The 26,909-nt window shown below is 66.0% G+C and carries 21 protein-coding genes; 10 read left to right on the forward strand and 11 right to left on the reverse strand.

Annotated elements, in window-relative coordinates:
- Positions 1–46 precede the first annotated feature (46 nt).
- Positions 47–1,396 carry a PLP-dependent aminotransferase family protein gene (locus tag NP825_RS14835; protein ID WP_257544893.1) on the reverse strand — a complete coding sequence of 450 codons (1,350 nt, stop codon included), beginning with the start codon at positions 1,394–1,396 and terminating at the stop codon, positions 47–49.
- The gene (locus NP825_RS14840; protein WP_257544895.1) at positions 1,389–1,823 is read right to left on the reverse strand and encodes a DUF983 domain-containing protein; all 435 of its coding nucleotides are present in this window, start codon (positions 1,821–1,823) and stop codon (positions 1,389–1,391) included. The genes NP825_RS14835 and NP825_RS14840 overlap by 8 nt, the downstream gene beginning before the upstream one ends.
- A gap of 80 nt (positions 1,824–1,903) precedes the next feature.
- On the opposite strand from NP825_RS14840, the gene NP825_RS14845 reads away from it, so the two are divergent.
- Together NP825_RS14845 and NP825_RS14850 are read left to right on the forward strand one after the other, a co-directional pair.
- A complete protein-coding gene (locus NP825_RS14845) occupies positions 1,904–2,479 on the forward strand; it encodes a phosphoribosyltransferase (protein WP_257544897.1) in 576 nt (191 codons plus the stop codon).
- Positions 2,472–3,497, forward strand: coding sequence for an adenosine deaminase (locus NP825_RS14850; protein ID WP_257544899.1), 1,026 nt, complete (start codon positions 2,472–2,474; stop codon positions 3,495–3,497). Before NP825_RS14845 ends, NP825_RS14850 begins: the two co-directional genes overlap by 8 nt.
- A gap of 7 nt (positions 3,498–3,504) precedes the next feature.
- On the opposite strand, the gene NP825_RS14855 is transcribed toward NP825_RS14850, so the two are convergent.
- The 6 genes from NP825_RS14855 to NP825_RS14880 all read right to left on the reverse strand — a co-directional run bounded on the left by NP825_RS14855 (position 3,505) and on the right by NP825_RS14880 (position 10,006).
- A complete protein-coding gene (locus NP825_RS14855; protein ID WP_257544901.1) occupies positions 3,505–3,888 on the reverse strand; it encodes a reverse transcriptase-like protein in 384 nt (127 codons plus the stop codon).
- 19 nt (positions 3,889–3,907) lie between these two features.
- The gene (locus NP825_RS14860) at positions 3,908–6,007 is read right to left on the reverse strand and encodes a TonB-dependent siderophore receptor (RefSeq protein WP_257544903.1); all 2,100 of its coding nucleotides are present in this window, start codon (positions 6,005–6,007) and stop codon (positions 3,908–3,910) included.
- Entirely contained in the window at positions 6,004–6,735 is a 732-nt protein-coding gene (locus NP825_RS14865) for a hypothetical protein (RefSeq protein WP_257544905.1), read from the reverse strand. The genes NP825_RS14860 and NP825_RS14865 overlap by 4 nt, the downstream gene beginning before the upstream one ends.
- Before the next feature lie 111 nt (positions 6,736–6,846).
- The gene (locus NP825_RS14870; RefSeq protein ID WP_257544907.1) at positions 6,847–8,535 is read right to left on the reverse strand and encodes a M56 family metallopeptidase; all 1,689 of its coding nucleotides are present in this window, start codon (positions 8,533–8,535) and stop codon (positions 6,847–6,849) included.
- Positions 8,535–8,912, reverse strand: coding sequence for a BlaI/MecI/CopY family transcriptional regulator (locus tag NP825_RS14875; protein ID WP_257544909.1), 378 nt, complete (start codon positions 8,910–8,912; stop codon positions 8,535–8,537). The genes NP825_RS14870 and NP825_RS14875 overlap by 1 nt, the downstream gene beginning before the upstream one ends.
- Positions 8,913–9,355: 443 nt before the next feature.
- Entirely contained in the window at positions 9,356–10,006 is a 651-nt protein-coding gene (locus NP825_RS14880) for a glutathione S-transferase family protein (protein WP_257544911.1), read from the reverse strand.
- Positions 10,007–10,181: 175 nt separating this feature from the next.
- On the opposite strand from NP825_RS14880, the gene NP825_RS14885 reads away from it, so the two are divergent.
- The 7 genes from NP825_RS14885 (at position 10,182) to NP825_RS14915 (ending at position 20,711) form a co-directional block, all read left to right on the forward strand.
- Positions 10,182–11,777, forward strand: coding sequence for a CHASE domain-containing protein (locus NP825_RS14885; protein ID WP_374046497.1), 1,596 nt, complete (start codon positions 10,182–10,184; stop codon positions 11,775–11,777).
- Position 11,778: 1 nt separating this feature from the next.
- Positions 11,779–15,399 (forward strand): hydantoinase B/oxoprolinase family protein, encoded by a 3,621-nt coding sequence (locus NP825_RS14890; RefSeq protein WP_257551483.1) that lies wholly within the window; start codon positions 11,779–11,781, stop codon positions 15,397–15,399.
- A 253-nt stretch (positions 15,400–15,652) separates the two neighbouring features.
- Entirely contained in the window at positions 15,653–16,324 is a 672-nt protein-coding gene (locus tag NP825_RS14895; protein ID WP_257544914.1) for a DUF969 domain-containing protein, read from the forward strand.
- Positions 16,321–17,259, forward strand: coding sequence for a DUF979 domain-containing protein (locus NP825_RS14900; protein ID WP_257544916.1), 939 nt, complete (start codon positions 16,321–16,323; stop codon positions 17,257–17,259). Before NP825_RS14895 ends, NP825_RS14900 begins: the two co-directional genes overlap by 4 nt.
- A 108-nt stretch (positions 17,260–17,367) precedes the next feature.
- Positions 17,368–18,363 (forward strand): DUF2891 domain-containing protein, encoded by a 996-nt coding sequence (locus NP825_RS14905; protein WP_257544974.1) that lies wholly within the window; start codon positions 17,368–17,370, stop codon positions 18,361–18,363.
- 50 nt (positions 18,364–18,413) lie between these two features.
- The gene (locus NP825_RS14910) at positions 18,414–19,424 is read left to right on the forward strand and encodes a LacI family DNA-binding transcriptional regulator (RefSeq protein WP_257544976.1); all 1,011 of its coding nucleotides are present in this window, start codon (positions 18,414–18,416) and stop codon (positions 19,422–19,424) included.
- A 108-nt stretch (positions 19,425–19,532) separates the two neighbouring features.
- Positions 19,533–20,711 (forward strand): GGDEF domain-containing protein, encoded by a 1,179-nt coding sequence (locus NP825_RS14915; protein ID WP_257544978.1) that lies wholly within the window; start codon positions 19,533–19,535, stop codon positions 20,709–20,711.
- 28 nt (positions 20,712–20,739) lie between these two features.
- Here NP825_RS14915 and NP825_RS14920 read toward each other — a convergent pair whose 3' ends face one another.
- The 3 genes from NP825_RS14920 to NP825_RS14930 form a co-directional block, all read right to left on the reverse strand.
- Positions 20,740–21,357: a hypothetical protein gene (locus tag NP825_RS14920; RefSeq protein WP_257544980.1), complete on the reverse strand. Its 618-nt coding sequence runs from the start codon at positions 21,355–21,357 to the stop codon at positions 20,740–20,742.
- Positions 21,358–21,706: 349 nt separating this feature from the next.
- The gene (locus NP825_RS14925; protein ID WP_257544982.1) at positions 21,707–23,119 is read right to left on the reverse strand and encodes a hypothetical protein; all 1,413 of its coding nucleotides are present in this window, start codon (positions 23,117–23,119) and stop codon (positions 21,707–21,709) included.
- Positions 23,116–23,829: a hypothetical protein gene (locus NP825_RS14930; protein ID WP_257544984.1), complete on the reverse strand. Its 714-nt coding sequence runs from the start codon at positions 23,827–23,829 to the stop codon at positions 23,116–23,118. The genes NP825_RS14925 and NP825_RS14930 overlap by 4 nt, the downstream gene beginning before the upstream one ends.
- 200 nt (positions 23,830–24,029) lie before the next feature.
- On the opposite strand from NP825_RS14930, the gene acnA reads away from it, so the two are divergent.
- Positions 24,030–26,702 carry an aconitate hydratase AcnA gene (acnA, locus tag NP825_RS14935; protein WP_257544986.1) on the forward strand — a complete coding sequence of 891 codons (2,673 nt, stop codon included), beginning with the start codon at positions 24,030–24,032 and terminating at the stop codon, positions 26,700–26,702.
- The last annotated feature ends 207 nt before the right edge of the window (positions 26,703–26,909 follow it).

A 26,909-nucleotide genomic window follows, 5' to 3' on the forward strand; every position in this document is an offset into this window, starting at 1 on the left:
GGTGGGGAGGGGCAGATCTCCATCCCAAAGCCGACTTCGCTTTGCATTACACCGCCTGAACCGCCGCCAGTTCGCGCGCTAGCACCGCCAGCCCGCGCCACAATCCCGCGCGGTCGATCGCACCGCCCAGCGACACGCGCAGCGCCGGAGCCTTTACCGCGCCCACAGCAAAATCATCCGCAGCGATCGCCATCATCCCGGTAGCGCGCAGCGCGCCCGCGATCCGCGCCGGATGGGCCCCGCCCGGCAACGGCACCCACAGATGATAACCGCACGGATGCGCGGCGTAGCTCCCCGCAGGCAACAGCTCTGCGGCGATCGCCTGCCGCGCCACCGCTTCGGCGCGCGTCTCGGCGATCAGCCGGTCATAGCTTCCATCCTCCAGCCAGCGCGTCATCAGCGCGGCATTGAGCGGCGGCGGCATGACGTCGCTTCCATGCACCTCCACCGCGACCGCCAGCGCGTCGGTGACCGACGGCGCACGGACATGTGCAATGCGCAGCGCCGGGGAGATGATCTTCGATGCGCTGGCGACATACCAGCCGCGTTCGGGCGCAAAGCTCGACAGCGGCGCGATCACTGCCTCGGCAAGCTGTCCATAGGCGTCGTCCTCGATCAGCCGCACCCCGCGCCGCCGCGCCGCCGCGGCGAGCGCCGCGCGCTCGTCGGCATCCAGCGTGACGGTGGTCGGATTGTCGTTGGTCGGCACGACATAAAGCGCCGCGATCGTCTCGCGCCGGCAGAGCGCCTCCAGCGCGTCGGCATCGATCCGCGCCAGCGGCGCCAACCGCAACCCCGCCTTCTTCGCAATCGCCAAGAAGCCCGGATAGACATGCATCCCGCACGCGACGACATCGCCCGCCTTCAAGGTCGCGCCGACGATCGCGTGCAGCGCATTCTGCGCCCCTGCGGTCACCACCAGTTGATCGGGCTCGCTCGCCAGCCCCAGCCGCCCGAAAAGTGCCGCGCCCGCCGCACGGTCGGCCTCGCGCCCGCCCGCGGGCGTATAGTGCAGCCGCCCGCCCGCGCCCGGCGCGCGCAGCAACGCACTCGACGTCCGCTCCCACGCCGCGAGCAGCGACCCGCCCGCGACCTCGGGCGGCATGTTCATCCCCGTGTCGCGCGGCGGCGGTCCGGCAGCAATCGCATCCTGCGGCAGCACGAAGCTTCCCGCACGCCCGCGCGCGCCGATCAGCCCGCGCATCCGCGCCTGCTCATAGGCCCTGGTGACGGTGGTCAGGTCGATCCCGAGCCGCGCGGCAAGATCGCGCTGCGTCGGCAGCCGATCGCCGGCACAGAGCGCGCCGGTCTCGATCGCATTCGCGATCGCCTCGGCGATCGCGACATATTTGGCACCGCTGCTGCGGTCGAGATCGGGAATCCAGCCCTCAGCCATCGCCCTCTACGCTCTCCCCCTTGGCGCGCGCGTGGAGCTGCGCCCACAGCGCGTCGGTGCCCGCCTCCTGTGCGCGGTTCACATATTGCGACGCGACCAGCCAGCCCTTGATCGGCTGAAGCGCCGCAAGGCAAGGGAGAACCATCAACGGCACCGAGACGATCAGGTGCATCCACCACGGCGGATTCAGCGCGACCTCGAACCAGACGACGAGGAACAGCAGCGGAAAGGCAATGAAGCAGAGCGAAAAAAAGGCCGGCCCGTCGTCAGGCGCGGCGAAATCATAATCGAGCCCGCATTGCGGGCAACGCTCCTGCACCTTCAGCCAGCGCCGGAACATCCGGCCCTCGCCGCAACGCGGACACAGGCCGTGCAGCCCCGTCCTGTATATCCATAACCATTTCTCGCGGCCTTCGAGTTCGGTCATCACCACCATCCATATCCATACACAATACCATACATAATACCGAGCATGACAAATGTCGAGGGGCGGATTATTTCCCGCGCATGAGCGACGATAAAATCTACATCAGCGCGAACGAGCTTCTCGCCGACTCGCTGCGGCTCGGCATGAAGGTCATCGACAGCGGGTTCGAACCGACGCATCTCGTCGGCATCTGGCGCGGCGGCGCGCCGGTGGGAATCGCGGTGCAGGAGCTGCTCGACTATCACGGCCACCACTGCGACCATATCGCGATCCGCACCTCCTCCTACAAAGGCATCGACAATCAGGACCCCCAGGTGCGCGTCTTCGCGCTCGGCTATCTCATCGACACGCTGAACCCGGAGGACCGGCTGCTGATCATCGACGACGTCTTCGATTCGGGGCGCAGCATCCGCGCCTTCATCGCCGAGCTTCGCGCGCGCTGCCGCCACAATATGCCGCGCGACATCCGCATCGCGACGGTCTGGTTCAAACCCGGCCGCAACGTCACCGACCTCCGACCCGATTTCTTCGTCCACGAAACCGATCGCTGGCTGATCTTCCCGCACGAGATCGACGGGCTGACAGTCGAGGAAATCCGCCGCCATAAGCCCGAAGCCGCCATCATTTTGCGCGAGGAGGAATTGCCCCATGACTGACAGTTTCGCTTCCGCGGACGAGCGCGCCGCCTTCATCGCCGGCCTGCCCAAGGCCGAGCTTCATCTCCACATCGAAGGCTCGCTCGAACCCGAACTGATGTTCGAGCTCGCGCAACGCAACGGCGTCGCCATCCCCTTCGCGTCGGTTGAGGAGGTGCGCGCCGCTTATGCTTTCTCGAACCTCCAGGATTTCCTCGACATTTATTATCAGGGGATGGGCGTTCTCCGGACCGAGCAGGATTTCCACGACCTCACCGTCGCCTATCTCGCGCGCGCCCGCGCCGACGGCGTCCGCCACGTCGAAATCTTCTTCGACCCGCAGGGTCATACGATGCGCGGCATCGCCTTTGAGACCATCGTCACCGGCATCACCCGCGCGCTCGACGAAGCGCACGCGAAGCATGGCATGACCTCGAAGCTCATTCTCAGTTTCCTCCGTCACCTCAGCGAGGCCGAGGCCGAGGCGACGCTCGACGAGGCACTGCCTTTTCTGGACCGCATCGCGGGCGTCGGCCTCGACTCCTCCGAGGTCGGCCATCCTCCCTCGAAGTTCGAACGCGTCTTCGCCCGCGCTCGCGACCTGGGGCTGAAGCTCGTCGCCCACGCCGGCGAGGAAGGCCCGCCCGCCTATGTCCACGAGGCGCTCGACCTTCTCAAGGTCGACCGCATCGACCATGGCAACCGCAGCCTCGAGGATCCCGCTCTCGTCGCGCGGCTCGTGAGCGAGGGCATGACCCTTACCGTCTGCCCGCTATCGAACCTCAAGCTCTGCGTCGTGGACGACCTCGCCGACCATCCGCTCAAGACGATGCTCGACGCCGGACTGGCCGCAACGGTGAACAGCGATGACCCCAGCTATTTCGGCGGCTATGTGAACGCGAATTATCGGGCCGTCGCCGACGCGCTCGACCTGTCGAAAGCCGACCTTGTGACGCTGGCGCGCAACAGCTTCACCGGCTCCTTCCTCAGCGAGATCGACAAGGCGAAGCATCTCGAGGCGATCGACGCCTACGCCTGATCCTTCGCTACCGCGGGTGCAGCTTCGCCAGCGCAATTCCCGCCAGATTCTGCGCGCGGCCGATATGTCGGATACGCGGCGACGGCCCCTCGTCCGCCAGCGCGCGAAACGCCGCGAGATGTCCCGCGACCCGGCCATGCGCCCGAACCTTATCCGTCGCCTGCGCGATCACCGCCGCCGCGTCGCCCAGCAGCACGAAATCCGTGAGCCCCCGCGCCCGCGCCAGCCGCAGCGCCGCGATCAGCGACAGCCATTCAGCATCGAGGCTGCTTCCGGTCCCGATATCCCGCTCGACCGTCGCGACGCCGCCCGTCACCACCGCGATCTCCATCGGTCCGGGATTCGGACGGCAGCCGCCGTCGAAATAGATTTTGGTCCGCCGCGCGATCATCCGCCCGTCCTAGCCGATCTCAGAATTTCCCGCGCACGGAAAAGGCGAAGATCGGGCCGATCAGCCGGTCGCGCTCCTCGACGAAGGCGATCTCGCTCGCTCCGCGCAGCCCCTCATAGACCGTCCGGTCGCGCTTCGAGCGGGCGTTGGTGATATTGTTGATCGACGCACGCACCGTCAGCCCCATGACATTCTTGTGCTCGACGAAGACCGACGCCCACACCGGGCCTTCCCAGACCTTGTCGGTCTGGTTGCGGCGATAATTGGGCTGAACGTGCGAATATTCGACATGCCCGCCCCACGCCCAGTCGCTGCCGGGGATGTCATGGCGCAGGTCGGCGCTCAGCACCGTGTCGGTGAAGCCGCTCCACTGCCGTTTTTCTCCGGTAAAGGGATCGCGCAGCGAGGATTTCTGAAACAGCAGGCTGGTGTCGATCTTGACGCCCTTCAGTCCCGCCGGGTCGAGGTTGATCGTCGAGGTCCATTCGACCGCGCCGGCTTTGGCCTTGGCGATATTGCCGACCGCCTCGCCTTCCGGACCGATCGGGATCACGTCGACCCGGTCCTCGACGTCGCGATAGACGAAATAGAGCTTGGTCGATCCCCAGGCGCCCAGCTTACGGTTGATCTCGAGCTCGTAGCTCCAGTCCTGCTGTGGCCGCAGGTCGTTGTTGCTCTGATTCTCGTTGCCGTCGTTGAGGAAGGCGCGCGCGAGGAAATCATAGAAGCTGAGCTGAAGCACCCGCCGCCGGATCTTGAGCGATGCGTCGAAATCGGCCGATGGCGCCCAGGCGAGCGTCAGCGACCCTTTCGGGCGGAAGAAGCTGCGCGTCAGGCCGTTCGGCCCGGTCTGGGTGATCGTCGAATGCTCGGCCCCGGCGGTCAACTGAAAGCTGAAGCTGTCGGTAAGCTTGCGCCCGAAGCTCAGCAGCCCTTCGTAGCGGTCCTCGCTGACCCCACCGGTCCCGCCGTCGAACGGCTGATCGACCCAGGCGCCCGTCGGATCGAGCGTGGCGATCGACGCGACATTGTCGAGCGTGTTGAACGCCGCCTCGCCCGAAAGCTGCCAATCGCCGCCGAGCATCTGCCACTGATATTCGCCGCGCGCGATCGTCTCGCCAATGTCGCCGACCTGTGCGAAGCGGTCGCCGGTCGCGGGCGTGCCGTCGTCGGCGATCGTGACGATCTCCTGCGAATAGGGTTCGTGGCTGAACCGGCGCAGCCCGATCAGCTTGAGCTTGCCGGGGCCGACGCCGAATTGATAATCGCCGCTGAGCTCGTAATTCCAGCTGTCGGCATTTTCATAGACGGTGCGGAGGCGGTCGGGCTGGCCCGGACCGGTGCGTACGCCATCCTCGTAATAGCGGTCATATTTGCGCTGAACATGGCCGCCGAGATTGGCGACGGTATCGCCCGGCGGATCCCAGGTGATGCGACCCGACAGCTTCGGCGTGTCATAATGGGTGTTCCAGATATCCTTGCGCCGCTCGACGATGCTGCCCGCGCCGTCATAGATGAGCGTCGGGCCACCAGCGCCGCTGCGTGCCGAATCGTCGTTGCTCAGCGCCGCCTCATATTCGATCTCGCCCGTCCGCCCGCGCACCGACACGTCGGCGCGGGTCAGCAGCGGGTCGGTGTAATGCGCGCGAAACTCGGGCTTCCACGAAAACTGGCCCGAGAAACTGTCGGCGCGATAGACGATGTTCGCGACCTGCCCCGACAATCCGGGAATATCGAGTGTCGCGCCGTCGATGATCTCGATCCGCTCGACATTGCCCGCAGGAATCCGCGAGAGCTGAGTATACATATCGTCGGCCTTGTTCGACGGCCGCTCGCCGTTGAACAGGACGTTTCCCGTCGCCTGGCCCAGCCCGCGCCGGTCCTCGCTGTCGCGGATCGAAAAACCCGGAACCTGCGCCAGCATGTCATAGGCGTTCTTCGGCGCGTAGCGCGCGAAATCGGCGGGGGCGAAGACCTGCCGCGCCGCGCTGTTCGCACCAGCGGCGATGCCGGTCGATGCAGGCGGCGGCGTGTCGCCGGACGGCGCCGCATCCTGCGCCAGGGCAGGCATGGCGGAGAGGGCGGCGGCAACCGCCGCAAGGCTGGCAGCGAATTTCACTGACCGCTCCCGCGCGCCCGGTTCATCGCGCGCGCATAGTCGGGCGACACGTCCATTGCCTTCATCGCGACGACATCGTCGGCGGTCAGATTGCGATAGCCCGCCGCGGCAAGGCCGCGCACATAAGGTCCGTCGACATCGAGCGCCTTGCACGCGATCGCGTCGCCGACATCGGTCAGGACCATCGCATCCGACTTCAGTTCGTGGACATAGGCGGGCGTGACGTCGAGCGCCGCGGCGGCGATCAGGTCACCGCTATCCTTGGGCTTCACGCCTTCGCGGGTCAGCCCGTCGGCCAGGTCGAGCGTCGCATCGACGAGCAGCATCGTGACCAGTTCGCCGCGGTCATCGGGCGCCAATCCCCGCGCCGCGAGTCCAGCCTCGAACCGCGGATCGGCGGAAAAGCGACAGTTCCCTTCACCCGCGAAAGCGCCGGTCAGTCGGCCCGAGCAAGCGAGCGTCCCCGCATCGTGCGACACGGTGAACGACACCGGCCCCGCGCCGCCCTGCAACGCAGCGCGCGCGGCGCCGAACTCGGCGCGTTCGGTCAGCGACACATCGCTACTCGACGATGCATGGCTGATGCGCAGATGCTGTTCGGCGGCAGTCGAAGGCACCACCTTCCAGTCGATCGGATCGACGACCAGCCCATCGGTTGCACCGTTCGGCGCGGCCTGGGCAAGGACCGACAACAAGGCGGTGCCAGCGGCAAGAATCAGGGTCTTCATGGCGTGTTCCTCCCTCCACGCGCCAGGCGAGCGTCAGCGCTCGCCGCGGCGGCGGCGTTTCAAAAGCAAGGTTCGATCAACGGAAGCTGCGGTTGGACGAATGTCCGGGCGTCAGTTTTCGGGCGGTGCCGGCGGTTCGGGCGGCCGGGGAATTTCGATACGCGCAACGCGGCCGTCGGCGCCTCGCGCCTCGATCACGCCGCGGCCGATATCGACCGTCGCCCGCTCTTCGCTGCGGGTCACGGTCTTTCCCGTCGCGCCGCGCGTCATTCCGGTCGCGCGCAGTTCGATCGCCTCGTCGGGGCTCTTCAGCGCGTAACCGGCGCCGCGCATCTTCCGGATATAGTCGCCGGTGATCCCCATCGCGCGCAGCGCGGTCAAATCGTCGATCGACAGGCTGCGGAACTCGCTCTTCATTTCGCGAGCATAGCGGGGCTCGATATGCAGCGCCGAGGCACCGATCAGATCGTCCATGGAAGCGCCCGGAAAGACGCCGCGCATCGCGCGGATATAGGCGGGGTCGACCCCCACCGCCTTCGCCGCGATAATGTCGTCGGGGTCCATCGATCCGCCATGTTCGCGCATCTGCGCGACATATTCGGGGGTCACGCCGACCGCGCGCATTCCGACAAGCTGGTCGGCCGTGAGCGGCTTCTGCGCGGCTGCGGCAGGTGCGGTCTCTCCGCCCACGGCCGCGACGGACGGAGGCGTCGCGGCCGGGGCGGCGGCGGCGAAAGAAACCGGGGAGTTCTTTGCCGCCCTATCGAAATCTGCGCCCGCTTCCGCCGCCGCCGAGAAGGCGGCAAGCGGCGCCGTGACGCCCGCGAGCAGCACCAGGCTCATCAGGATCCAACTCGCGCTTGCCGGGCCGCGCTTCAGGCTGCCGTCGAGGACGCGGGTAATCCGACGCTTGAGACTGCCTTTGCCCGGCGCGACACCATGCGCGGCGAGCAGCGCGCCCTGATTGTCGTGGCGCGCAGCGCCGACGAGCAGCGTTGCATAATCGGGGCCATCGATATCGGCCATCAGCACCGCATCGTCGGCGGCCTCCTCGCGCAATTGATGACTTTCGCGCGCCAGCATCCACACCAGCGGATTGAACCAGAAGAGGGCGCAAACCGCACGCGCGCCGAGTAGTTTCGCCCAGTCGAGCCGCGCGACATGCGCCAGTTCGTGCGCGATGATCGCCTCGGCCTCATCGACCGCGTCGACCGTGACCGGACTCAGCACGATCGTCGGGCGCAGCACGCCCCAGCTGATCGGCGAGCGCAATTCCTTGCTGACGAGCAGCGCGGTGCCGTGCTTGAACCCCATGCGCCGCTGCGCCTCGGCGAGCGCCGACAGCCACGACCCCTCGGTCAGCACTTCGGCCCGGCCGCGCATCGCGAACAGCCGCACCACCGCAAGCAGCATCATTCCACACAGCAACGCCAATGGGATCGCATAGAGAAAGGGCGCGAGATCGCCGACCTCCGGCAGCACAAAACCCGCCGTATCGGCCGCGCTCGAAGCGGCGGGCGCCGTCACCGGCAACGCCTGCGCCGTCGAAGCGGTCGCTGCCGGCGCCGCAACGACCGGCGCGGCTTCGGCCGCGACGGTCCAGCTTGCGGGAAGCGGCGCCCAGGCCGGCAGCAACAGCATCGCGGCGGGAAGCGCGAGCAGCGCGACGATCCCGGCGTGCGCGATCAGCGACCGCTCGCCCGCCGAGCGCGACCGAGCGAGCCGCAGCAGGATCAGCGTCAACCCCGCAACCGCGGCGGATTTCCAGGCAAGGCCCAGCAACATGGCGGTGGTGATCATCACTGGTCTCTCCCTTCGCGCGCTTTCGCGATCATTTTTTCGAGTTCGTCGAGCTCCGAGGCCTTCATCCCGTCCTGCATCCCGAGCAACGCCGCGGCGGCGCTCGTCGCCGATCCGTTGAAAAAGACGCGCACGACCTGGCTCAGCGCCGACTTGCGCGCGGTCTTGTCCGACACGCTCGGCGCATAGACGAAGCCGCGCTCGGACGCCTCGCGCGCCACGAAGCCCTTTGCCTCGAGCCGCTTGAGCATCGCGCGGATCGCCGACCCCGACAGCGCGTCACTCAGCGCCTCGCCGATTTCGGTCACCGTGGAGGCGCCGCGTTCATAGAGAATATCGACGATCTCGCGTTCTCGCGGGGGCAGGCTCGACAGCATTTCCGAATCACCTCATGCGCTACATTTGTAGCGTGCTACATTTGTAGCGCACGATTGGCAAGAGATTTATTCGGATAATACACGAGGGCGCCGGACAGCGTCGGCTATGGGGTGGGGAGCGGCCATAGCCTCCTCTCCCCTTGAGGGAGAGGATAGCGCAGCTTGCTCCCCTGGGAGCTAGCGAAGCTTGGAGAGGGGTGCGACGCCAGCGGACGCAAAACCCCCTCTCAACTTCGGCTAGGCAGCAAGCTGCCAAGCCTTCGTATCTCTCCCTCAAGGGGAGAGAATATGATCCTTGCCTACGCCCGCAACCGGTCGGAACCCGCCATTCCACAGATTCGCGCAGAGGCGCAGAGGTGTAAGCTCTTCAACTCTGCGCCTCTGCGCGAATCCCGTTCAAAGCCGCCTTGACGGTCGCGCCGTCCATCGCCGAGGCCCCCCTCTCAGGCCGCCAGCACCTTCGCCATCATCCGCTCTTCCTTCGCGATCCACGGCGCCAGGCTGGGGCGCGACAGGATCGCCTCACTCCACGCCGCTATCCGCGGATGCGTCACCGCGTCGATGCACGACCCGCAATGCCGCAGATTCACGAGCGGCGAGACGGCCGCCAGGTCGGCGAGGGTGAAGCGGTCGCCGACAAGATAGCCCGAGGCCGGGATCGTGCTCTCCAGATAGTCGAGCAGTTTCGGCAGCTCTTCCGTCTCGGCCTCTGCAGCCGCGGCGAGGTCGCCCTCGCGACCGAGGAATTTCGGGGAGACGATGCGGTTGAAGAACATCTTGCCGCCGCACGCCGCGAACACCGTATCGCCGAACTCGTCCCACCAGATCACGCGTCCGCGCTCCTGCGGGTCGGCGGGGATCAACGGCGGCGCGGGGTGCTTCGCTTCCAGATAGTGGATGATCGCGCTCGAATCGGCGAGGAGGAAGCCGTCGTCGTCCATCGCGGGCATCTTGCCGAGCGGCGACGCCGCGCGAAATCCCGGATCGGGGTCGCCGATCCCCACGCCCTGCAGCTCGAACTCGATCCCCTTCTCGCCGAGATAGCCCAGCAATTTGCGGACGAACGGCGATACGATCGAACCATAGATGATCATGCAATTCCCTCTCTTTCGCGCTCCGGCCGAAGCATAAGCGAAAGCCGCCTCGGCGCAACGGCCGCCATCGCCGGATTGGCCGCGAAATCATCTTGCCATCGTCCGCGCTCCGTGAATAAGGTCGCCGCCGGAGGGGGGACGCTGCCACGGCAGCCATCAGGCAGGATTCGCAAAAATGCGCCCTTCGACCTGGGCAGATCGGCTTGTGGCGCTGCTCGTCCGCTTCGTCGGCCTCGTCATCCTGCTCGCGACGCTCGTCGCCGCAGCCGCCAGCTTTCTTTACAATCAGGCCGAGGATGCCGACCTTGCCGATCGCGTCGCGATGCAGGTCAACATGCGGCTGCGCGATCATGTCGCGGTGCTGCAAGGGGTGCGTGCGCTCTATCAGTCGGCACCTGCCACCCACGGGCCGAGCATCCGCGCCTATATCGCCGCGCTGCGGCCCGAGGAGCGCGCGCCCGGCATGGAGGGGATCGGCATCGCGGTGGCGATCCGGCAAGGCACGCCGGCGGCGGCCGAGGCGATGTTGCGCGAAAATTACGGACGCGACATCAAGGTCTGGCCTGCGACCAGTCAGCCGGTAGGCTTCCCCATCGTCCTCATCGAACCCTATAATCCGCGCCGCAAGAACGCGCTCGGATACGACATGTACAGCGAGCCGGTCCGGCGCGAGGCGATGCGCCGCGCGTGGCAGACCGGCGCCCCCGCCGCGAGCGGCCTTGTGCGGCTGCAGCAGGAAAACGGGGCGACGCGAAAACAGTCCGGCTTCCTCGTCTATCTTCCGATCTATGCCGCCGAAGCACCGCCGGTGGCGGGGTCGACCGAACGGCCGATCGAAGCCTTCGTCTACGCCCCCTTCCGCACCACCGACCTGTTCACCGCAGTCCTCGGATCGCAGCTCGCCACGATCCGCGGCGTGGAAATCTATGCGGGCGACGGCCCCTCGGCGCCGCTCGCCTTCCGCCACGGAACGATGGGATGGGACACGCACACCGAAAAGCTGCGCGTCGCCGACCGGGTGTGGACGATGCGCATCTCCTACGGCCGCCAGTTCGAACGGCTCGGCCGCCCCTTCGGCATCTTCCTGTTCGGGCTCGCGCTGGCTCTGCTCGCGACCCAACTCCACCGCGTCCAGCAGCGCCGCGTCGGCGCGGCGCAGGCGCTCGCCGAGCAGCAGGCGCGCCATGCCGAGGATCGCGAACTGATGATCGGCGAGATGGCGCACCGGATGAAGAACGCGCTCGCCCGCATCAGCGCGCTCGCGCGAATCACGCTCCGCGAATCGACGAGCCTTCAGGATTTCGAGACCCGCTTCGACGGCCGGATGCGCGCCCTGTCGGAAGCGAAGCAGATGATCGTCACCGGCGCGGTGAGCAGCGTCGAACTCGGCCGCATCATCCGCCGCGAGCTCGAGGTCGCGGGCTGGCCCGCCGACCGCATCGCCGCCCTCGACGGCCCCGAAGTGCGGCTCGACGACGAAAGCGCGCAGGCGATCTCGCTCGCCATCCACGAATTCGTCACCAACAGCGTCAAATATGGCGCGCTGTCGGGTACCGGCGACCTCGCGGTCGCCTGGCGACAGGACGGCGACGCGATCGAACTCAGCTGGGTCGAAACCGGGCTCGCCGAAACCCCGCATGTCGAAGGCGAGAGCTTCGGCACCCGGTTCATCCGCACCCTGATCGAACGCCAGCTCAAGGGAAGCTGGACCCGCGTCGCCGCCGACCACGGTCTTTCCATCACGCTGCGCTGGCCGGTTCATGTCGCCTGACATGCGCTGGCACATCTGGATCGACCGCGGCGGCACCTTCACCGACGTCGTCGCCCGACGCCCCGACGGCAGCATCGTCACCGCCAAATATCTCTCCGAAAACCCCGCGCACCCGGGCGACGCCGCCGTGAATGCGATCCGCGACCTCACCGGCGTGAGCGACGGCGCGCTGCCACCGCTCGCGATCCGCATGGGATCGACCGTCGCGACCAACGCCCTGCTCGAGCGCAAGGGCGAGCCGACCCTGCTCGCAATCACGCGGGGTTTCGGCGATGCGCTGACGATCGGCTATCAGGATCGCCCCGACCTCTTCGCGCGCGCGCTGCACCGCACGCCGCCGCCACACGCGATGGTCGCCGAAATCGCCGAGCGCGTCAGCCCCGAAGGCCATATCCTCGCTCCGCTCGACGAAGATGCTGCGCGCACCGCAATGCAGGCGGCCCGCGACGCAGGCCTTTCCAGCATCGCGATCGTCCTCATGCACGGCTATCGCTACCCGGCCCACGAACAGCGCCTCGCCGCCATCGCGCGTGAACTCGGCTTCGCGCAAATCTCGACGAGCCACGAGGTCAGCGCGCTGATCAAGCTGATCGGCCGCGGCGACACCACGCTCGCCGACGCCTATCTCTCGCCCGTCCTGCGCCATTATGTCGATCAATTCTGCGCCCAACTTGAAGGCGGCACCGACCCGCAGTTCATGAAAAGCTCGGGCGGCCTTGCCGCCGCCGCCGCCTTCCACGGCCGCGATGCGATCCTGTCCGGCCCGGCGGGCGGCATCGTCGGAATGGTCGGCAGCGCCGCGCCCTTGGGCAAGAGCCGCCTGATCGGTTTCGACATGGGCGGCACCTCGACCGACGTCAGCCATTATGCCGGACGCCTCGAGCGCGACAATGAGACCCTCGTCGCGGGCACCCGCATCCGCGCCCCGATGCTGCGCATCCACACGGTGGCGGCGGGCGGCGGTTCGATCTGCCGCTGGGACGGCGCGCGCCTCACCGTCGGCCCCGAAAGCGCGGGCGCCAACCCCGGCCCCGCCGCCTATGGCAACGGAGGCCCGCTGACCGTCACCGACTGCAACGTCCTGCTCGGCAAGATCCAGCCCGATCATTTTCCGAAACTCTTCGGCCCCAATGGCGACCGGCCGCTCGACCGCAACGCGGTCGCGGAAAAATTCGCCGCCATGGCCGCCGAAGTCGGCGACATCACCCCCGAAGCCCTCGCCGAAGGCCTGCTCGCGATCGCGATCCAGCAGATGGCAAACGCGATCAAGCGCATCACCATCGCGCGCGGCCACGACGTGACGCTGGATTACAGCCTCGTCGGTTTCGGCGGCGCTGCGGGCCAGCATGCCTGCCTCGTCGCCGACGCGCTCGGCATCGACGAAATCTTGCTCCACCCGCTCGCCGGGGTGCTGTCCGCCTATGGCATGGGCCTCGCCCGGCCTTCGGCGATCCGCGAGCGCACGCTGGCGTTGAAGCTTGGCGCCGATTGCACCGTCCCCCTCGCCGCCGCCGAAGCCGAATTGTCGGAGCAGGCCCGGACCGACCTCGCGCCGGACGCCGAAACGACCCGCGAAACCCTGCTCTTCGTGCGCCTCGCCGACAGCGACAATGCCATCGAACTCCCGCTTGCCCCGCCACAAGAGGTCGCGCGGGCCTTCGCCGCTGCCTTCCGCCAGCGCTTCGGCTACGCGCCGCACGCCGATCTCGTCGTCGACCGCATCCGCGTCGAACTGACCGAAGCAGGCGATGCTCCGCCCGCGCTGCCCCCGCCCGCCGCATCCGCCGAAACCGCCCCCGAAACCGTCACCGCCTGGCTCGCCGGCGCACCGCACGACGTTCCGCTCCACCAGCGTAGCGCCCTCGTCCCCGGCCGCACCATCGCCGGCCCCGTAATCATCGTCGACCCGCTCTCGACGACGGTGGTCGAACCCGGCTGGACCGCGACGGTAGAGCGCGAGGGAACACTGCGTCTCCACAAGATAGCCCTCTCCGCTGCGTCAGAGCCCGGCTTTGCCGACCCAAGTCTCGCCGCCTCTCCCCTGAAGGGAGGAGGAGAGCTTGAGCCTCCCGACCCCATCCGCCTCGAAATCTTCAACAGCCTGTTCATGGCGATCGCCGAGGAAATGGGCGGCGCGCTTCAGCACAGCGCCTCGTCGATCAATATCCGCGAACGGCTCGACTTCTCCTGCGCGATCTTCGACGGCGAAGGCCGCCTCGTCGCCAATGCTCCGCACATGCCCGTCCACCTCGGCTCGATGGGCGAAAGCGTCCGTACCATCCTCCGCCAGCGCACCAGCGACGGCCGCGGCATCCGCAGGGGCGACGCCTATGCCCTCAACGCCCCCTATGACGGAGGAACCCACCTCCCCGACATCACCGTCATCATGCCGGTGTTCGTGGATGGGGCCGAAAGCCCCGCCTTCTTCGTCGCCACGCGCGGGCACCACGCCGACCTCGGTGGCATCGCGCCCGGCTCGATGCCGCCGGACAGCACCAGCATCGACCAGGAAGGCGTGCTCTTCGACAACCGGCTGATCGTCGACGACGGCCAATTCCTCGATGCCAAGGTCTACGCGCACCTGACCACCGGCCCCTTCCCGGCCCGCAACCCCGCGCTCAACATCGCCGACCTGAAAGCCCAGGTCGCCGCCTGCCAGCGCGGCGCGAGCGCGCTCGCCGACCTCAGCGCCGCGCACGGCGCCGCCACCGTCGCCGCCTATATGGCGCACGGCCAGCATCAGGCCGAAACCGCCGTCCGCCAGCTCATCGCCCGGTTGAGCGACGGCCGGTTCCGCTACGCCATGGACAATGGTGCCGAGGTCGCGGTCGCGGTCCGGGTCGACCGCGACGCGCGCCACGTCACCATCGACTTCACCGGCTCGTCGCCGACGCTCCCCGACAATTTCAACGCGCCGCTTCCCGTCGTCCGCGCCGCCATCCTCTATGTCCTCAGGACCATGCTCGACGATCCGATCCCGATGAACGAGGGCTGCCTGGCCCCCGTCACCCTGATCGTGCCGCAGGATTCGATGCTGTCCCCCAGCTATCCCGCCGCCGTCGTCGCGGGCAATGTCGAGACGAGTCAGGTCATCACCGACGCGCTGTTCGCGGCCTTCGGCGCGATGGCGCCCGCGCAGGGGACGATGAACAACTTCACCTTCGGCAATGACGCCTGCCAATATTATGAGACCATCGCGGGCGGCTCGGGCGCCGGGCCGGGCTTCGATGGCACCGCCGTGATCCAGACCCACATGACCAACAGCCGCATGACCGATCCCGAAGTGATGGAAACGCGCTTCCCCGTCATCGTCGAGCAATTCTCGATCCGCAAGGGCTCGGGCGGCCGGGGCCGCTGGCGCGGCGGCGACGGCGCCACCCGCCGCATCCGCTTCCGCGAACCGATGGCGGCGAACATCCTCGCGAACCGCCGAAAGATCGCGCCAAAGGGCCTCGCGGGTGGCGAAGACGGCGCGCCGGGGCGCAACTGGGTCGAGCGCGCCGACGGATCGATCGAAATGCTCGCCGCGACAGGCAGCGCCACCCTCGAAGCGGGCGACGCCTTCGTGATCGAAACCCCGGGCGGAGGGGGGTATGGGGAAGCGGGGGGCGAGCGGGAATGAAAAAGGTTCACGCGGAGACGCGGAGGCGCGGAGAATATGATTCGCGCAGAGACGTAGAGAACGCAGAGAAAAAAATGGGCGGCGAAGCCGCCGATAAATGGATGGGGCGCCAAACTTTCAGCAAAGAGCTGACATCTCTGCGCTCTCTACGTCTCTGCGCGAATCCCCCTCTTTCTTTTTCTTTATTCCTTCTCCGCGCCTCCGCGTCTCCGCGTGAATCTCTTTCCCCGCTCAAAAATCAGCGACCCACGCCATGCTCGTCCTGATCGGCATCGTTATCATCATCGCAGGCTTCCTGCTCCGCTTCAATCCGCTGCTCGTCATCATGGCCTCGGCGCTCGCGACCGGGTTCGCCGCCGGACTCGACGTCACCGCGATCATCGCCGCCTTCGGCAAGGCGTTCAACGACACGCGCTACGTCTCGATCGTCTGGATCGTCCTCCCCGTCATCGGCCTGCTCGAAGCCTATGGGCTTCAGCAGCACGCGCGCAGCCTGATCGATCGCATGAAGGGCGCGACGCTCGGCCGCCTGCTCACTTCCTACCTCCTGCTGCGCCAACTGATGGCCGCGGTCGGCCTGACCTCCGTCGCGGGCCACCCGCAGACCGTGCGCCCGCTCGTCGCGCCGATGGCCGAAGCGGCGGCGGAAGCAAGGAACGACGCCCTCACCGACGACCAGCGCGAGGAGGTCAAGGCCTTCGCCGCGGCCACCGACAATGTCGGCCTCTTCTTCGGCGAGGATATCTTCCTCGCGATCGGGTCGATCCTGCTGATGAAGGGGCTGCTCGAAACCTATGGCTACAGCATCGAACCGCTGCACCTCTCGCTCTGGGCAATCCCGACCGCGATCGCGGCCTTCCTGATCCACGGCTTCCGCCTCCGCCGCCTCGAACAGCGGATGCAGGGGTGGGGGGCGGGCGCATGATCACGCTCGAGTTCGTCTATATTTTCGCGGGCTGGACCTTTGCGCTCTTCGCGCTGCTCGGCCTGTATGACCGCACCAACCCCAAACGCTTCGGCAACGCCGCCTTCTGGGGCCTGCTCGCCCTCTCGATGCTCGGCGGCGATTATCTGACCGATTTCCAGAACGGCCTGCTTGTCCTCGCGCTCGTCGCGATCGCGGGAACCGGCCAGATCGGCCGCGCGCCCGGCGGCGAAGTCGCGGCCGACATTCAGGCAGAGCGCGCCGCGCGCTACGGCAATTTCCTGCTTCTGGTCGCATTGATCATCCCCGCGGTCGCGCTCGGGGGCACCTTCCTCTTCAAATATGTGCCCGGCCTCGCCGACCCCAAGCAGGCGACACTGATCTCGCTCGCGATCGGCGTGCTGATCGCGCTCGCGGTCGGCATGGCGCGCTTCAAACCCCCGCTGCTCCTCCCCGCACAGCAGGGACGTCGCCTGCTCGACGCGGTCGGCTGGGCGGCGATCCTGCCGCAGATGCTCGCCAGTCTCGGAGCGGTCTTCGCGCTCGCCGGCGTCGGCGAGGTCGTCGGCGGATTGATCGGCGGCGCCATCCCGCAGGGCAGCCTGTTCGGCGCGGTGCTCGCCTTCGGGCTCGGCATGGCCTTCTTCACCATGGTGATGGGCAATGCCTTCGCCGCTTTCCCGGTGATGATGGCGGCGGTCGGCCTGCCCCTGCTGATCAAGCAGTATCACGGCGACCCCGCGGTCGTCGCGGCGATCGGCATGCTCGCGGGCTTCTGCGGCACGCTGATGACCCCGATGGCGGCGAACTTCAACCTCGTCCCCGCCGCCTTGCTCGAACTCAAAAGCCCCTATGGCGTGATCAAGGCGCAGATCGGCACCGCAGTGCCGCTGCTCGCCGCGAACATCGTGTTCATCTGGCTCTTTGCGTTCTAACGCCGTCTCATAATTCCGTTCGTGTCGAGCGAAGTCGAGACACCCCGGAGGCACGCGCGACCGATGGGCATCTCGACTTCGCTCGATGCGAACGGATATGGAGGTGGCATGGAATTGACCCCCGACCACGCCACCCGCTTCGCGACCGCGACCCTGTCGCATCTCGGCCGCGAATATCCCTACAAGATGGACCTCGTCCTGAACGGGCCCGAGGACGCCAAGCCGCCGTGCGCGCATCACCCGATCTTCCACGGCAGTTTCGACTGGCATAGCTGCGTCCACGGCTGGTGGCAGGTCCTCCGCCTTGCGCGGCGCTTCCCCGACCTTCCCGCCGCCGCCGAGATTCGCGCCCGCGCCGCCGCGATGCTCGTCCCAGAAAAGGTCGCGGGCGAACTCGCGTTCCTCTCGCGCCCCATGTCCGCGGGCTTCGAGCGCCCCTATGGCTGGGCGTGGCTGCTCGCGCTCCATGCCGAGGCCGAGCGCCACGATGCTCCCTGGGCCGCCGCGCTCGCGCCGCTTGCCGCCGCCTTCGCCGCGCGCTTCCACGCCTTCCTGCCCAAGCTCACCTATCCGCTGCGCGTCGGCACCCATTTCAACATCGCCTTCGCGCTCCTCCTCGCACGCCGCTGGGCCGAACCGCGCGACCCCGGCCTCATCCGCCTGATCGACGCCCGCGCCCGAAGCTGGTTCGCCAGCGACCGCGACTGTCAGGCGTGGGAACCCGGCGGCGACGAATTTCTCTCCTCCGCGCTCACCGAGGCGTATCTGATGGCCGCCGTCCTCGGCGAGGATTTCCCGCGCTGGTTCGACGCCTTCCTCCCTCATGCTGCGGAGGAGCAGCCCGAAACACTCTTCACCCCCGCCACCGTCTCTGACCGCAGCGACGGCAAGATTGCGCATCTCGACGGCCTCAATCTCAGCCGCGCCTGGTGCTGGCGCGCGATCGCCGCCGCGCTCGGTCCCGCGCACTCCGTCAGCCCCGTCGCCGAAGCCACGGCGGAGCGCCATCTCGCCGCCGCGCTCCCGCACGTCACCGGCGACTATATGGGCGAGCACTGGCTCGCGAGCTTCGCGCTCCTGGCACTCGACGACCTCGCCGATTGACAAGCCCTCCCCTCACGGCGAGAGACAGCGGAAAGGGGAGACGACTGCCGATGAAAACGCTGCGCCCGACATCGTTCGACGTCGCCGAGCGCGCCGGCGTGTCGCAATCGACCGTATCGCGCGCGCTCCGGAACAGCCCCGGCGTCAATGCCGAAACCCGCGCCCGCGTTTCCGCCGCCGCACGCGAACTCGGCTATGTCGTCGACCGCCATGCCTCGTCGCTGCGGCTCAAGAGCAGCGAGACGCTCGCGCTCGTCACCGTCTGCCGCCCCGGCGAGGATCGCAGCGCGATCAACCCCTTCTATTTCGCGCTGCTCGGCAGCATCGCCGCCGCGACCTCGGCGCGCGGGTTCAACCTGCTCGTCTCCTTTCAGGAAAGCGCCGCCAATTTCCGCGCCGACTTCGTGGCGTCGGGGCTAGCCGACGCGATGATCGTCATCGGCACGACCAGCAATCGCGCGGCGTGGGACTATTTCGCCGAGGCGCAGGCCACCGGCCTCGACTTCGTCTGCTGGGGCAGTCCCGGCGATCCGTTCCACTGGATGCGCAGCGACAACGGCACCGGCGGCCGCCTCGCCGCCGAGCATCTCGTCACGAGCGGGCGCAGGCACATTGCCTTCATCGGCCCGCAGCGATCGCCGCAGCGCCAGTTCGACGAGCGCCGCGACGGCTTCGTCGAAGCGCTGGGCCGCCACGGCATCACGCCGATCCTCACCGAGCCGCCCACCGCCGCCGACCGCCACGCGCAGGGCGTCGCGGCCGCGCACGCGCTGCTTGCCGCGCATCCGCAAGTCGATGCGATTTTCGCGGCTTCCGACATGCTCGCGCTCGGCGTGCTTCAGGGCCTCAAGGAAGCCGGCCGCCGCGTGCCGCAGGATATCGCGCTGATCGGCTTCGACGGCATCCGCGCGGGCAATATGGCCGACCCCGCACTCACCACGATCGAGCCCGACCTCGACGCCGCGGGCGAAGCGCTCGTCGCGATGGCGCTCGAGGACGACGACTTCACCCACAGCGGCACCCGCATCCCCGTCCGCCTCGCGGTGCGCGGCACCGCCTGACCTTTCCGCCTCACCGTTACACACTGTCGGCGGGCCATGACCCATCGTAACCACTTGTTATCTATACCCTGCCTAGGATTGTGCGGGGGCCCGAGGCAGGATACCGCTTTGACGGGACAGCTCTTCATTTCGCTTCTCAATCCGGGCATCGGCCTGGCCTTCGCGGCTGCCTTTTTCCTGATGTGGCTTCAGCGGCGCGAGCGCTACATCGCCTATGCCGCGGGCGCCTATCTCGCCACCGCCATCGCCTTCCTGTTCCAGGATGTCGTCCCGGCGATGCCGATGGAATTGCAGCGGCTTCCCGCCAATATCGGCTTTCTCGCCACCGGCGCGCTGTTCGCCGCCGCGATCATCGGGCGGTACGGCCTGCCCATACCATGGCGCGCGATGGCGATCGTCGCGGCGCTGTCGACCGCGGTCTTCACCTGGTTCCTGCTCGCCCAGCCGAGCATTCCGGCGCGCATCTATGCGATCAGCGTCGGCGCGGGCGCGATCGCGCTGATGGTGGTGCGCGCCCTATGGCCGAGCGCGCGGCCGCACGTGATCGACCGCGTCCTGTTCTGGATCGCGGCGCTCTCGGCCGCCAATCTGCTCATCCGCCCGGTCGTCATCCTGAGCTTCAGCGGCGGCTTCGACGATTATGTCGGCTTCCAGCAGTCGCTCTACTGGTCCACGGTGCAATTCAGCCAGGCGATGGTGTCGATCCTCGCCGCGATCAGCCTGATGGTCGCGGTCGCGATCGACATGCTCGCCGAACTTCGCGCGGAAGCCGACGGCGACCCGCTCTCCGGCCTGCTCAACCGCCGCGGGTTCGAGGCAAAGGCCGGCGCCGCGCTCCGCCGCTGCGCCGACGCCGGACAGCCCGCGGCGCTGCTGATCGCCGACCTCGATCGCTTCAAGTCGGTCAACGACACCCACGGCCATGCGGTCGGCGACGCGATCATCGCGGCTTTCGGTTGCCACGTCCGCGCCGCCGGCCCGGCAGAGATGGTCGCGGGTCGCATCGGCGGCGAGGAATTTGCCCTGCTCCTCCCTGGCTTCACGATCGATGGCGCACGCCAGATCGCCGAGCGGGTCTGCACCGGGCTCCACGCCGCCTGCGCCGACCGCATCCCCGCGACTCTGCGCCCGACCGCCAGCATCGGCCTGGCTGCGGGCACGCCCGGCATCACGCTGTCGGCGCTGCTGCGCGACGCCGACCAGGCCCTTTACGAAGCGAAGCGCGCGGGCCGCGACCGCGTCCGCACCTTCCACCCCGCCCCGGTCCGGCGCGAGGCGACGGCCTGAGCGGCATCGCCCGGGCGAGCGCGGGGCATCAGTCCGGCGACGGGAGCGGACCCGCGTCGCTCGATGGCTCGCTGCGATTGCGGAGCGCCCTTTCCCTATCCCGCCGCTTGCGCAGGATTGCGAGCCGCGCCAGAATGACGGCGTCGGTCTCTTGCTGCGTCGGCCCCTGCACCTTGGGATGGCCTTCGGCGACGTTGTCGAAAATCATCCCGTCGAAAAATGCCTCGCGCGACAGAAAGCGGTGCCGCACTGCCTCGGGCAACACATAGGCTTCGGCCTCCTCGGGCGTCAGATGCACGTCGCGCCCGTTTTTCAGGTCGCCGCGTTTCAACAGCAATCCCAGCAACGCATCCGACGGCACGATCCGCCGCTCGACCTCCTTTCCGCCGCGCAGAATCACCATCTCGCGCCCTTCGACCGCACGCTCGTAAGCGACCGCCTCCAGCCCGCGCAGCGCCCGCGCGATCGCCTCGCCGCACGCCTTGTCGAAAGGAGGAAACAATGCCCGCGAGCGGTTGACCGAAGTCGTACTGACCCCCGCCACCCGCGCCGCATCGCTCACGCACCCCGTGCGCCCCAGCGTAGCCAGAAACACCCGCGTCCCCGCCGCCGTCCACCCGTCCGACCGCACGCGGAGGCCGGGCATGAAGGGATTCTCCCGCTCGCGAACCCCGGACTTGATCCGGGGTCCAGCGCCGCCACGCGCCTTGCTCCCCTCCCGCTTGCGGGAGGGGTTGGAGGAGGGCCTGTTCCGGTCCTCACCGCCGCCCGAAGACGCAGCCACACCTTTCGATTTCCCCCGCGAACCCCGCGCTACCCTAAACCCCATAGCTCCATCTCCCGAATCACTTGGAATGAATCAGAATGATTTTGAACCCATTTGGATAATTTAGGAAAGAAGAATCTGTTGCCATAATTCGATCAGGGATTGCTGCACCTTGTCAGCTTACTGGCTATCGCCTTCATACGAGGCAATTTGGTGAATGTTGCACCTCTCACCGTAATTCCGCGCATTCCTCCGACGAAATCATCTGTACGGTCGCGAGGCTGAGGAAGTATTCGTAGAATTTATCGTGGAAGAAACGCCGATACCCCGGCCTGTCATCGTTCGTGAAAAATGCAATCGCTTGGCTTCGCGCTTTCAAGATGCGCGTCGCAGCTTCGTCAATTTCGATTGGAAGAGCAATCTCAACGAGCCACGTAAGCGTGGCATCGCTTATCGAAGAGCTATTTGACTCCGCCATGTCACGCGCAGCCTCGCAAAGCAAAGACCGCAGATATTGCCGCCGCTGCTCGTGATTCAAAACTCGTTGAATGGCTTCGCCAAATAGCCCGGTCTCGCGCTCGATCATCGCCTCCATCAGGATCGAAAGCACGCTCGTCGCGGCGGTCCCCGAAAGGCTCGCCGCAACGCTTGGATCGGAGAGCGTCTTCAAGAAGAAGGGACGCAATGCCAAGGAATTTGGTTCTAGGAAATCCTCGATCAAATTTATCTGATCGTCGTTCCACCCCTGCTGCGCCAACCAACCGACGGCCGTTGATTTGGAAGGAGGTTGCAAAGTCAGGACATTTATTTCGTCCTTGCCTTCCCTTACGCTTTTTATGTCCTTTACGACGCGATCGCGTCCTATAAAAGTTTCCCGCCCTGCGAGGATAATGCTGCCATCCCCTCGCAGTGTTTCTATGAGATCGCTAACCTGCGACCATGCATTATTATATCCATCGGGATCGGCGAGTTCGTCGAAACCATCGATAGCTATCGTAATCAAACCATATTTGGCGAGAATGGGGACCTGATCGAAGGTCACGTCCAGCCGCAATCGCTGAAGACTGAAAGCGACAAGATCATAAAGGTAGGTCAATGTGCGTCCGCGGCTCTGCACATGCAGAAGCAGGGGGCGTCGTTTTGACGTGTAACTATTGGCTCGCTGCGTGGCGAGGCTTGCAATGAACTGGGTCTTACCGATGCCCGCCGGACCGTCGATCAACAATACGCGCGTAGACCCATCACTTTGAGGCGAACAGAGATGATCGTCGACCTTTGATACATCGACCAGCTCGAAAGTTCCGCTCAAGAGCCCCCAAGCTTCTATCAAGCTTCCGACGTCCCTCATCTCCTGTGTTAGAAAGGCAGTTTGTTTGAACGCCCACTCGCGCAAATTGCCGTAGCGTTCGGAAGCCAGTAGAGCTTTGAAATTTGCATGCTTCTGGCTTTCACTTCCCCAGCTTTCGACTAGCGCACCGCTTTTGCGCACTTCGATCTCAGTTTGCTCGCCTTGACGTATCATTCGCACGACAGCGCCTTGATCCGTCAATTCGATGCTTGGGGCGTCGGTTCCGATATCGGCGAACACCGCCAAATCTGCTGCGACCTGTTCAGCGTTCAATTCGCTTGATAACTTGCTCAAAGCAGTAGTCCTTCAAGAGACAGAAATTTGCTTTCCGCACGTGCGGGAGGCCGGACGAGATGCAACGAACCTCCGTACGGCTTCATCCATGATTCCGCCACATAAGCTGGCGGAACCATATCGTCATCGGGCGAAAAAATGAGCATGATGGACGAAGGCTCTTGGCGGGCCCAAGCGAGCATGTCCGCTGCCAATGCGGTGTCCACCATTTTTTCCACCGGGTGCGCGTCGCCATTCTGTTTGCGCAGCGTGTTAGGAAGATGGATTCGCAGCCGCCCAGTCTCGCGTTCAGGCAGAGCATCGATCAATCGATCGCCGAATTCGACGTCAGACCAAGCCATTACCCGCGATGATGGAAAGAGTTCGTCGGGCGAATGCATTTCGTCGATACCGCGAAAAGCTAAGCGATTTGTAGTCTGGGTTACCCCGCTCGTCCAGCCGTGATAGAGGCGTATACGCACGCGAAAAAGCGTATCATTTTCAAGTTCGCATAATAGCTTTGCAGCCTTCTTTCCCGTCGCCCTTAACGCATGGCGACATTGCTCAACAGGATTTCCAATCAACTCCTTAGGGGTCGATTTAATTTGGCTATTCCAATCAACAAATAGCCCTACCCGTCGGATTTCTTTGGCTGCCAACGCTACTTCCCACTCTATTTCATCGCGAGTCATAAACAACAGAATCACGGGGTTTCTGACGATCTTCTTCATTATCGCGATATCGGTCAACTATGCTCGCCCAATGAAGCGCAAGCTAATGTTGGGTTGGCCCCCACCCCCTTGCATTTCCCACCCCCCGGCGTAAGGCGGCGCCAACATAAACCTGCGCGTGCGACTCCCGCTGGCCCCGCTCTCCCGCTCTGCCACCGGACGGTCATTCCCCGCCGCGCCAACATGGGGACTGCAATCCTATGACGACCACGGGCCACGACACGCTGGGCACCCGTTCGACGCTGAGCGTCGGCGGCAAGACTTACGCTTATTATTCGCTCGACAAGGCCGCGGCGAAGCTCGGCGACGTGTCGCGGCTGCCCTTCTCGATGAAGGTGCTGCTCGAAAACCTGCTGCGGTTCGAGGATGGCGGCTTCACCGTGTCGAAGGATGACGCGCAGGCGCTGGTCGACTGGCAGAAGGATCCGCATTCGAACCGCGAGATCCAGTATCGCCCGGCGCGCGTGCTGTTGCAGGATTTCACCGGCGTGCCGTGCGTCGTCGATCTGGCCGCGATGCGCGATGCGATCGCCACCCTCGGCGGCGACACGACCCGGATCAACCCGCTCGTCCCCGTCCATCTCGTCATCGACCACTCGGTCATGGTCGACGAATTCGGCACGCCGAAAGCGTTCGAGCAGAATGTCGAGATCGAATATTATCGCAACGGCGAGCGCTACGACTTCCTGAAATGGGGGTCGAAGAGCCTGTCGAACTTCAAGGCGGTGCCCCCGGGCACCGGCATCTGTCATCAGGTCAACCTCGAACATATCGCGCAGGCGGTGTGGTCGAGCGAGGATGGTTCGGGCGAAGCCGTCGCCTATCCCGACACCTGCGTCGGCACCGACAGCCACACGACGATGATCAACGGCCTCGGCGTGCTCGGCTGGGGCGTCGGCGGGATCGAGGCCGAAGCCGCGATGCTCGGCCAGCCCGTGTCGATGCTGATCCCCGAGGTCGTCGGCTTCAAATTCACTGGCCGCCTCAAGGAAGGCGTCACCGCGACCGACCTTGTCCTCACCGCGACGCAGATGCTGCGCGCCAAGGGCGTCGTCGGCCGCTTCGTCGAATATTTCGGTCCCGGCCTCGCTTCGCTGAGCCTCGCCGACCGCGCGACGCTCGCCAATATGGCGCCCGAATATGGCGCGACCTGCGGCTTCTTCGGCATCGACGACAAGACGATCGATTATATGCGCCTGACCGGCCGCAGCGAGGAAAATATCGCGCTGGTCGAAGCTTATGCCAAGGCGCAGGGGCTGTGGATCGTCGATGGCGCCGCCGACCCCGTGTTCACCGACACGCTTGAGCTTGACCTCGGCACCGTCGTCCCCAGCCTCGCCGGGCCGAAGCGTCCGCAGGACCGCGTCTCGCTCCCCGAAGTCGACGATGTGTTCAACGCCGACATGGCGAACACCTATAAACGGGCGGGGACGCGCGTTCCGGTCGAGGGCAAGGATTTCGACATTGGCGACGGCGACGTCACCATCGCCGCGATCACGAGCTGCACCAACACCTCGAACCCCGGCGTGCTCGTCGCCGCGGGGCTGGTCGCGAAGAAGGCCGATGCGTTCGGTCTCAAGCCCAAGCCGTGGGTCAAGACGAGCCTCGCGCCGGGGTCGCAGGTCGTCACCGACTATCTGGTCAAGGCCGGGCTGCAAGAGCATCTCGACAATATCGGCTTCAACCTCGTCGGCTATGGCTGCACGACCTGCATCGGCAATTCGGGGCCGCTCGCCGAACCGATCAGCAAGGCGATCAACGAAAATGGCCTCGTCGCCGCGGCCGTCATCTCGGGCAACCGCAACTTCGAGGGCCGCGTGTCGCCCGACGTGCGCGCCAACTTCCTCGCCTCGCCGCCGCTCGTCGTCGCCTATGCGCTGAAGGGCACGGTGATAGAGGATTTCACCACCACCCCGATCGGCCAGGCCGAGGATGGCAGCGACGTGTTCCTCAAGGACATCTGGCCCACGAATGAAGAGGTTTCGACCGTCGTTGCGGGCGCGGTGAGCCGCGACATGTTCGAGGCGCGCTACGCCCATGTCTACACCGGCGACCAGCATTGGCAGAAGATCGAAGTCGAGGGCAGCGACACCTATCAGTGGCGCGCGGGCTCGACCTATGTCGCCAACCCGCCCTATTTCGAGGGGATGACGATGACCCCGGCGCCGGTCAGCGACATCGTCGATGCCAAGCCGCTCGCGATCCTCGGCGACAGCATCACCACCGACCACATCAGCCCCGCCGGCAGCATCAAGGCCGACAGCCCGGCCGGAAAATGGCTTATGGAACATCAGGTTAGCAAAGCCGACTTCAACAGCTACGGCTCGCGCCGCGGCCATCACGAAGTCATGATGCGCGGCACCTTCGCCAATATCCGCATCAAGAACGAAATGGTCCCCGGCATCGAGGGCGGCATGTCGCGCTACGGCCAAGAGGTCATGCCGATCTACGACGCCGCGATGCGCCACAAGGCCGACGGCACGCCGCTGGTGGTCGTCGCGGGCAAAGAATATGGCACCGGCTCGTCGCGCGACTGGGCGGCGAAGGGCACCAATCTGCTCGGCGTCCGCGCGGTGATCGTCGAAAGCTTCGAACGCATCCACCGCTCGAACCTCGTCGGCATGGGCGTCCTGCCGCTGCAGTTCCTCGAAGGCCAGACTCGCGAGACGCTGGGCCTGACCGGCGACGACAGCTTCACCATTCGCGGCGTCGCCGATATCAAGCCGCGCCAGACCGTGACGGTCGGGGTCACGCGCCCCGACGGCTCGACCTTCAGCTTCGACACGCTCTGCCGCATCGATACGGCAAACGAGGTCGAATATTATATGAACGGCGGCATCCTGCACTACGTGCTGCGCAAGCTCGCCGCCTGACGCCGAAACGAAATCGGTTGAAAGAGTCGTGTGTCCCCGCGAAGGCGGGGACCCATCTCCGGCCGGTTCGATATGGCACCGGCCGGAGATAGGCTCCCGCCTTCGCGGGAGCACGCGGCTTTGTTTCGCAAGCGAGGAGTGGACCTCCTCCTTATCTTGCCAAGGCCGGGACCCTGATCGATATTCCGGGCGCTCGATACGTTGAGC

This window comes from Sphingopyxis sp. DBS4 (assembly GCF_024628865.1).
Lineage (GTDB): Bacteria > Pseudomonadota > Alphaproteobacteria > Sphingomonadales > Sphingomonadaceae > Sphingopyxis.

Coding starts and splice junctions, on each gene's coding strand:
- NP825_RS14835 (WP_257544893.1), bottom strand. CDS start 1,396: ATGGCTGAGGGCTGGATTCCCGATCTCGACCGCAGCAGCGGTGCCAAA.
- NP825_RS14840 (WP_257544895.1), bottom strand. CDS start 1,823: ATGACCGAACTCGAAGGCCGCGAGAAATGGTTATGGATATACAGGACG.
- NP825_RS14845 (WP_257544897.1), top strand. CDS start 1,904: ATGAGCGACGATAAAATCTACATCAGCGCGAACGAGCTTCTCGCCGAC.
- NP825_RS14850 (WP_257544899.1), top strand. CDS start 2,472: ATGACTGACAGTTTCGCTTCCGCGGACGAGCGCGCCGCCTTCATCGCC.
- NP825_RS14855 (WP_257544901.1), bottom strand. CDS start 3,888: ATGATCGCGCGGCGGACCAAAATCTATTTCGACGGCGGCTGCCGTCCG.
- NP825_RS14865 (WP_257544905.1), bottom strand. CDS start 6,735: ATGAAGACCCTGATTCTTGCCGCTGGCACCGCCTTGTTGTCGGTCCTT.
- NP825_RS14870 (WP_257544907.1), bottom strand. CDS start 8,535: ATGATCACCACCGCCATGTTGCTGGGCCTTGCCTGGAAATCCGCCGCG.
- NP825_RS14875 (WP_257544909.1), bottom strand. CDS start 8,912: ATGCTGTCGAGCCTGCCCCCGCGAGAACGCGAGATCGTCGATATTCTC.
- NP825_RS14880 (WP_257544911.1), bottom strand. CDS start 10,006: ATGATCATCTATGGTTCGATCGTATCGCCGTTCGTCCGCAAATTGCTG.
- NP825_RS14885 (WP_374046497.1), top strand. CDS start 10,182: ATGCGCCCTTCGACCTGGGCAGATCGGCTTGTGGCGCTGCTCGTCCGC.
- NP825_RS14890 (WP_257551483.1), top strand. CDS start 11,779: ATGCGCTGGCACATCTGGATCGACCGCGGCGGCACCTTCACCGACGTC.
- NP825_RS14895 (WP_257544914.1), top strand. CDS start 15,653: ATGCTCGTCCTGATCGGCATCGTTATCATCATCGCAGGCTTCCTGCTC.
- NP825_RS14900 (WP_257544916.1), top strand. CDS start 16,321: ATGATCACGCTCGAGTTCGTCTATATTTTCGCGGGCTGGACCTTTGCG.
- NP825_RS14905 (WP_257544974.1), top strand. CDS start 17,368: ATGGAATTGACCCCCGACCACGCCACCCGCTTCGCGACCGCGACCCTG.
- NP825_RS14910 (WP_257544976.1), top strand. CDS start 18,414: ATGAAAACGCTGCGCCCGACATCGTTCGACGTCGCCGAGCGCGCCGGC.
- NP825_RS14920 (WP_257544980.1), bottom strand. CDS start 21,357: ATGCCCGGCCTCCGCGTGCGGTCGGACGGGTGGACGGCGGCGGGGACG.
- NP825_RS14930 (WP_257544984.1), bottom strand. CDS start 23,829: ATGAAGAAGATCGTCAGAAACCCCGTGATTCTGTTGTTTATGACTCGC.
- acnA (WP_257544986.1), top strand. CDS start 24,030: ATGACGACCACGGGCCACGACACGCTGGGCACCCGTTCGACGCTGAGC.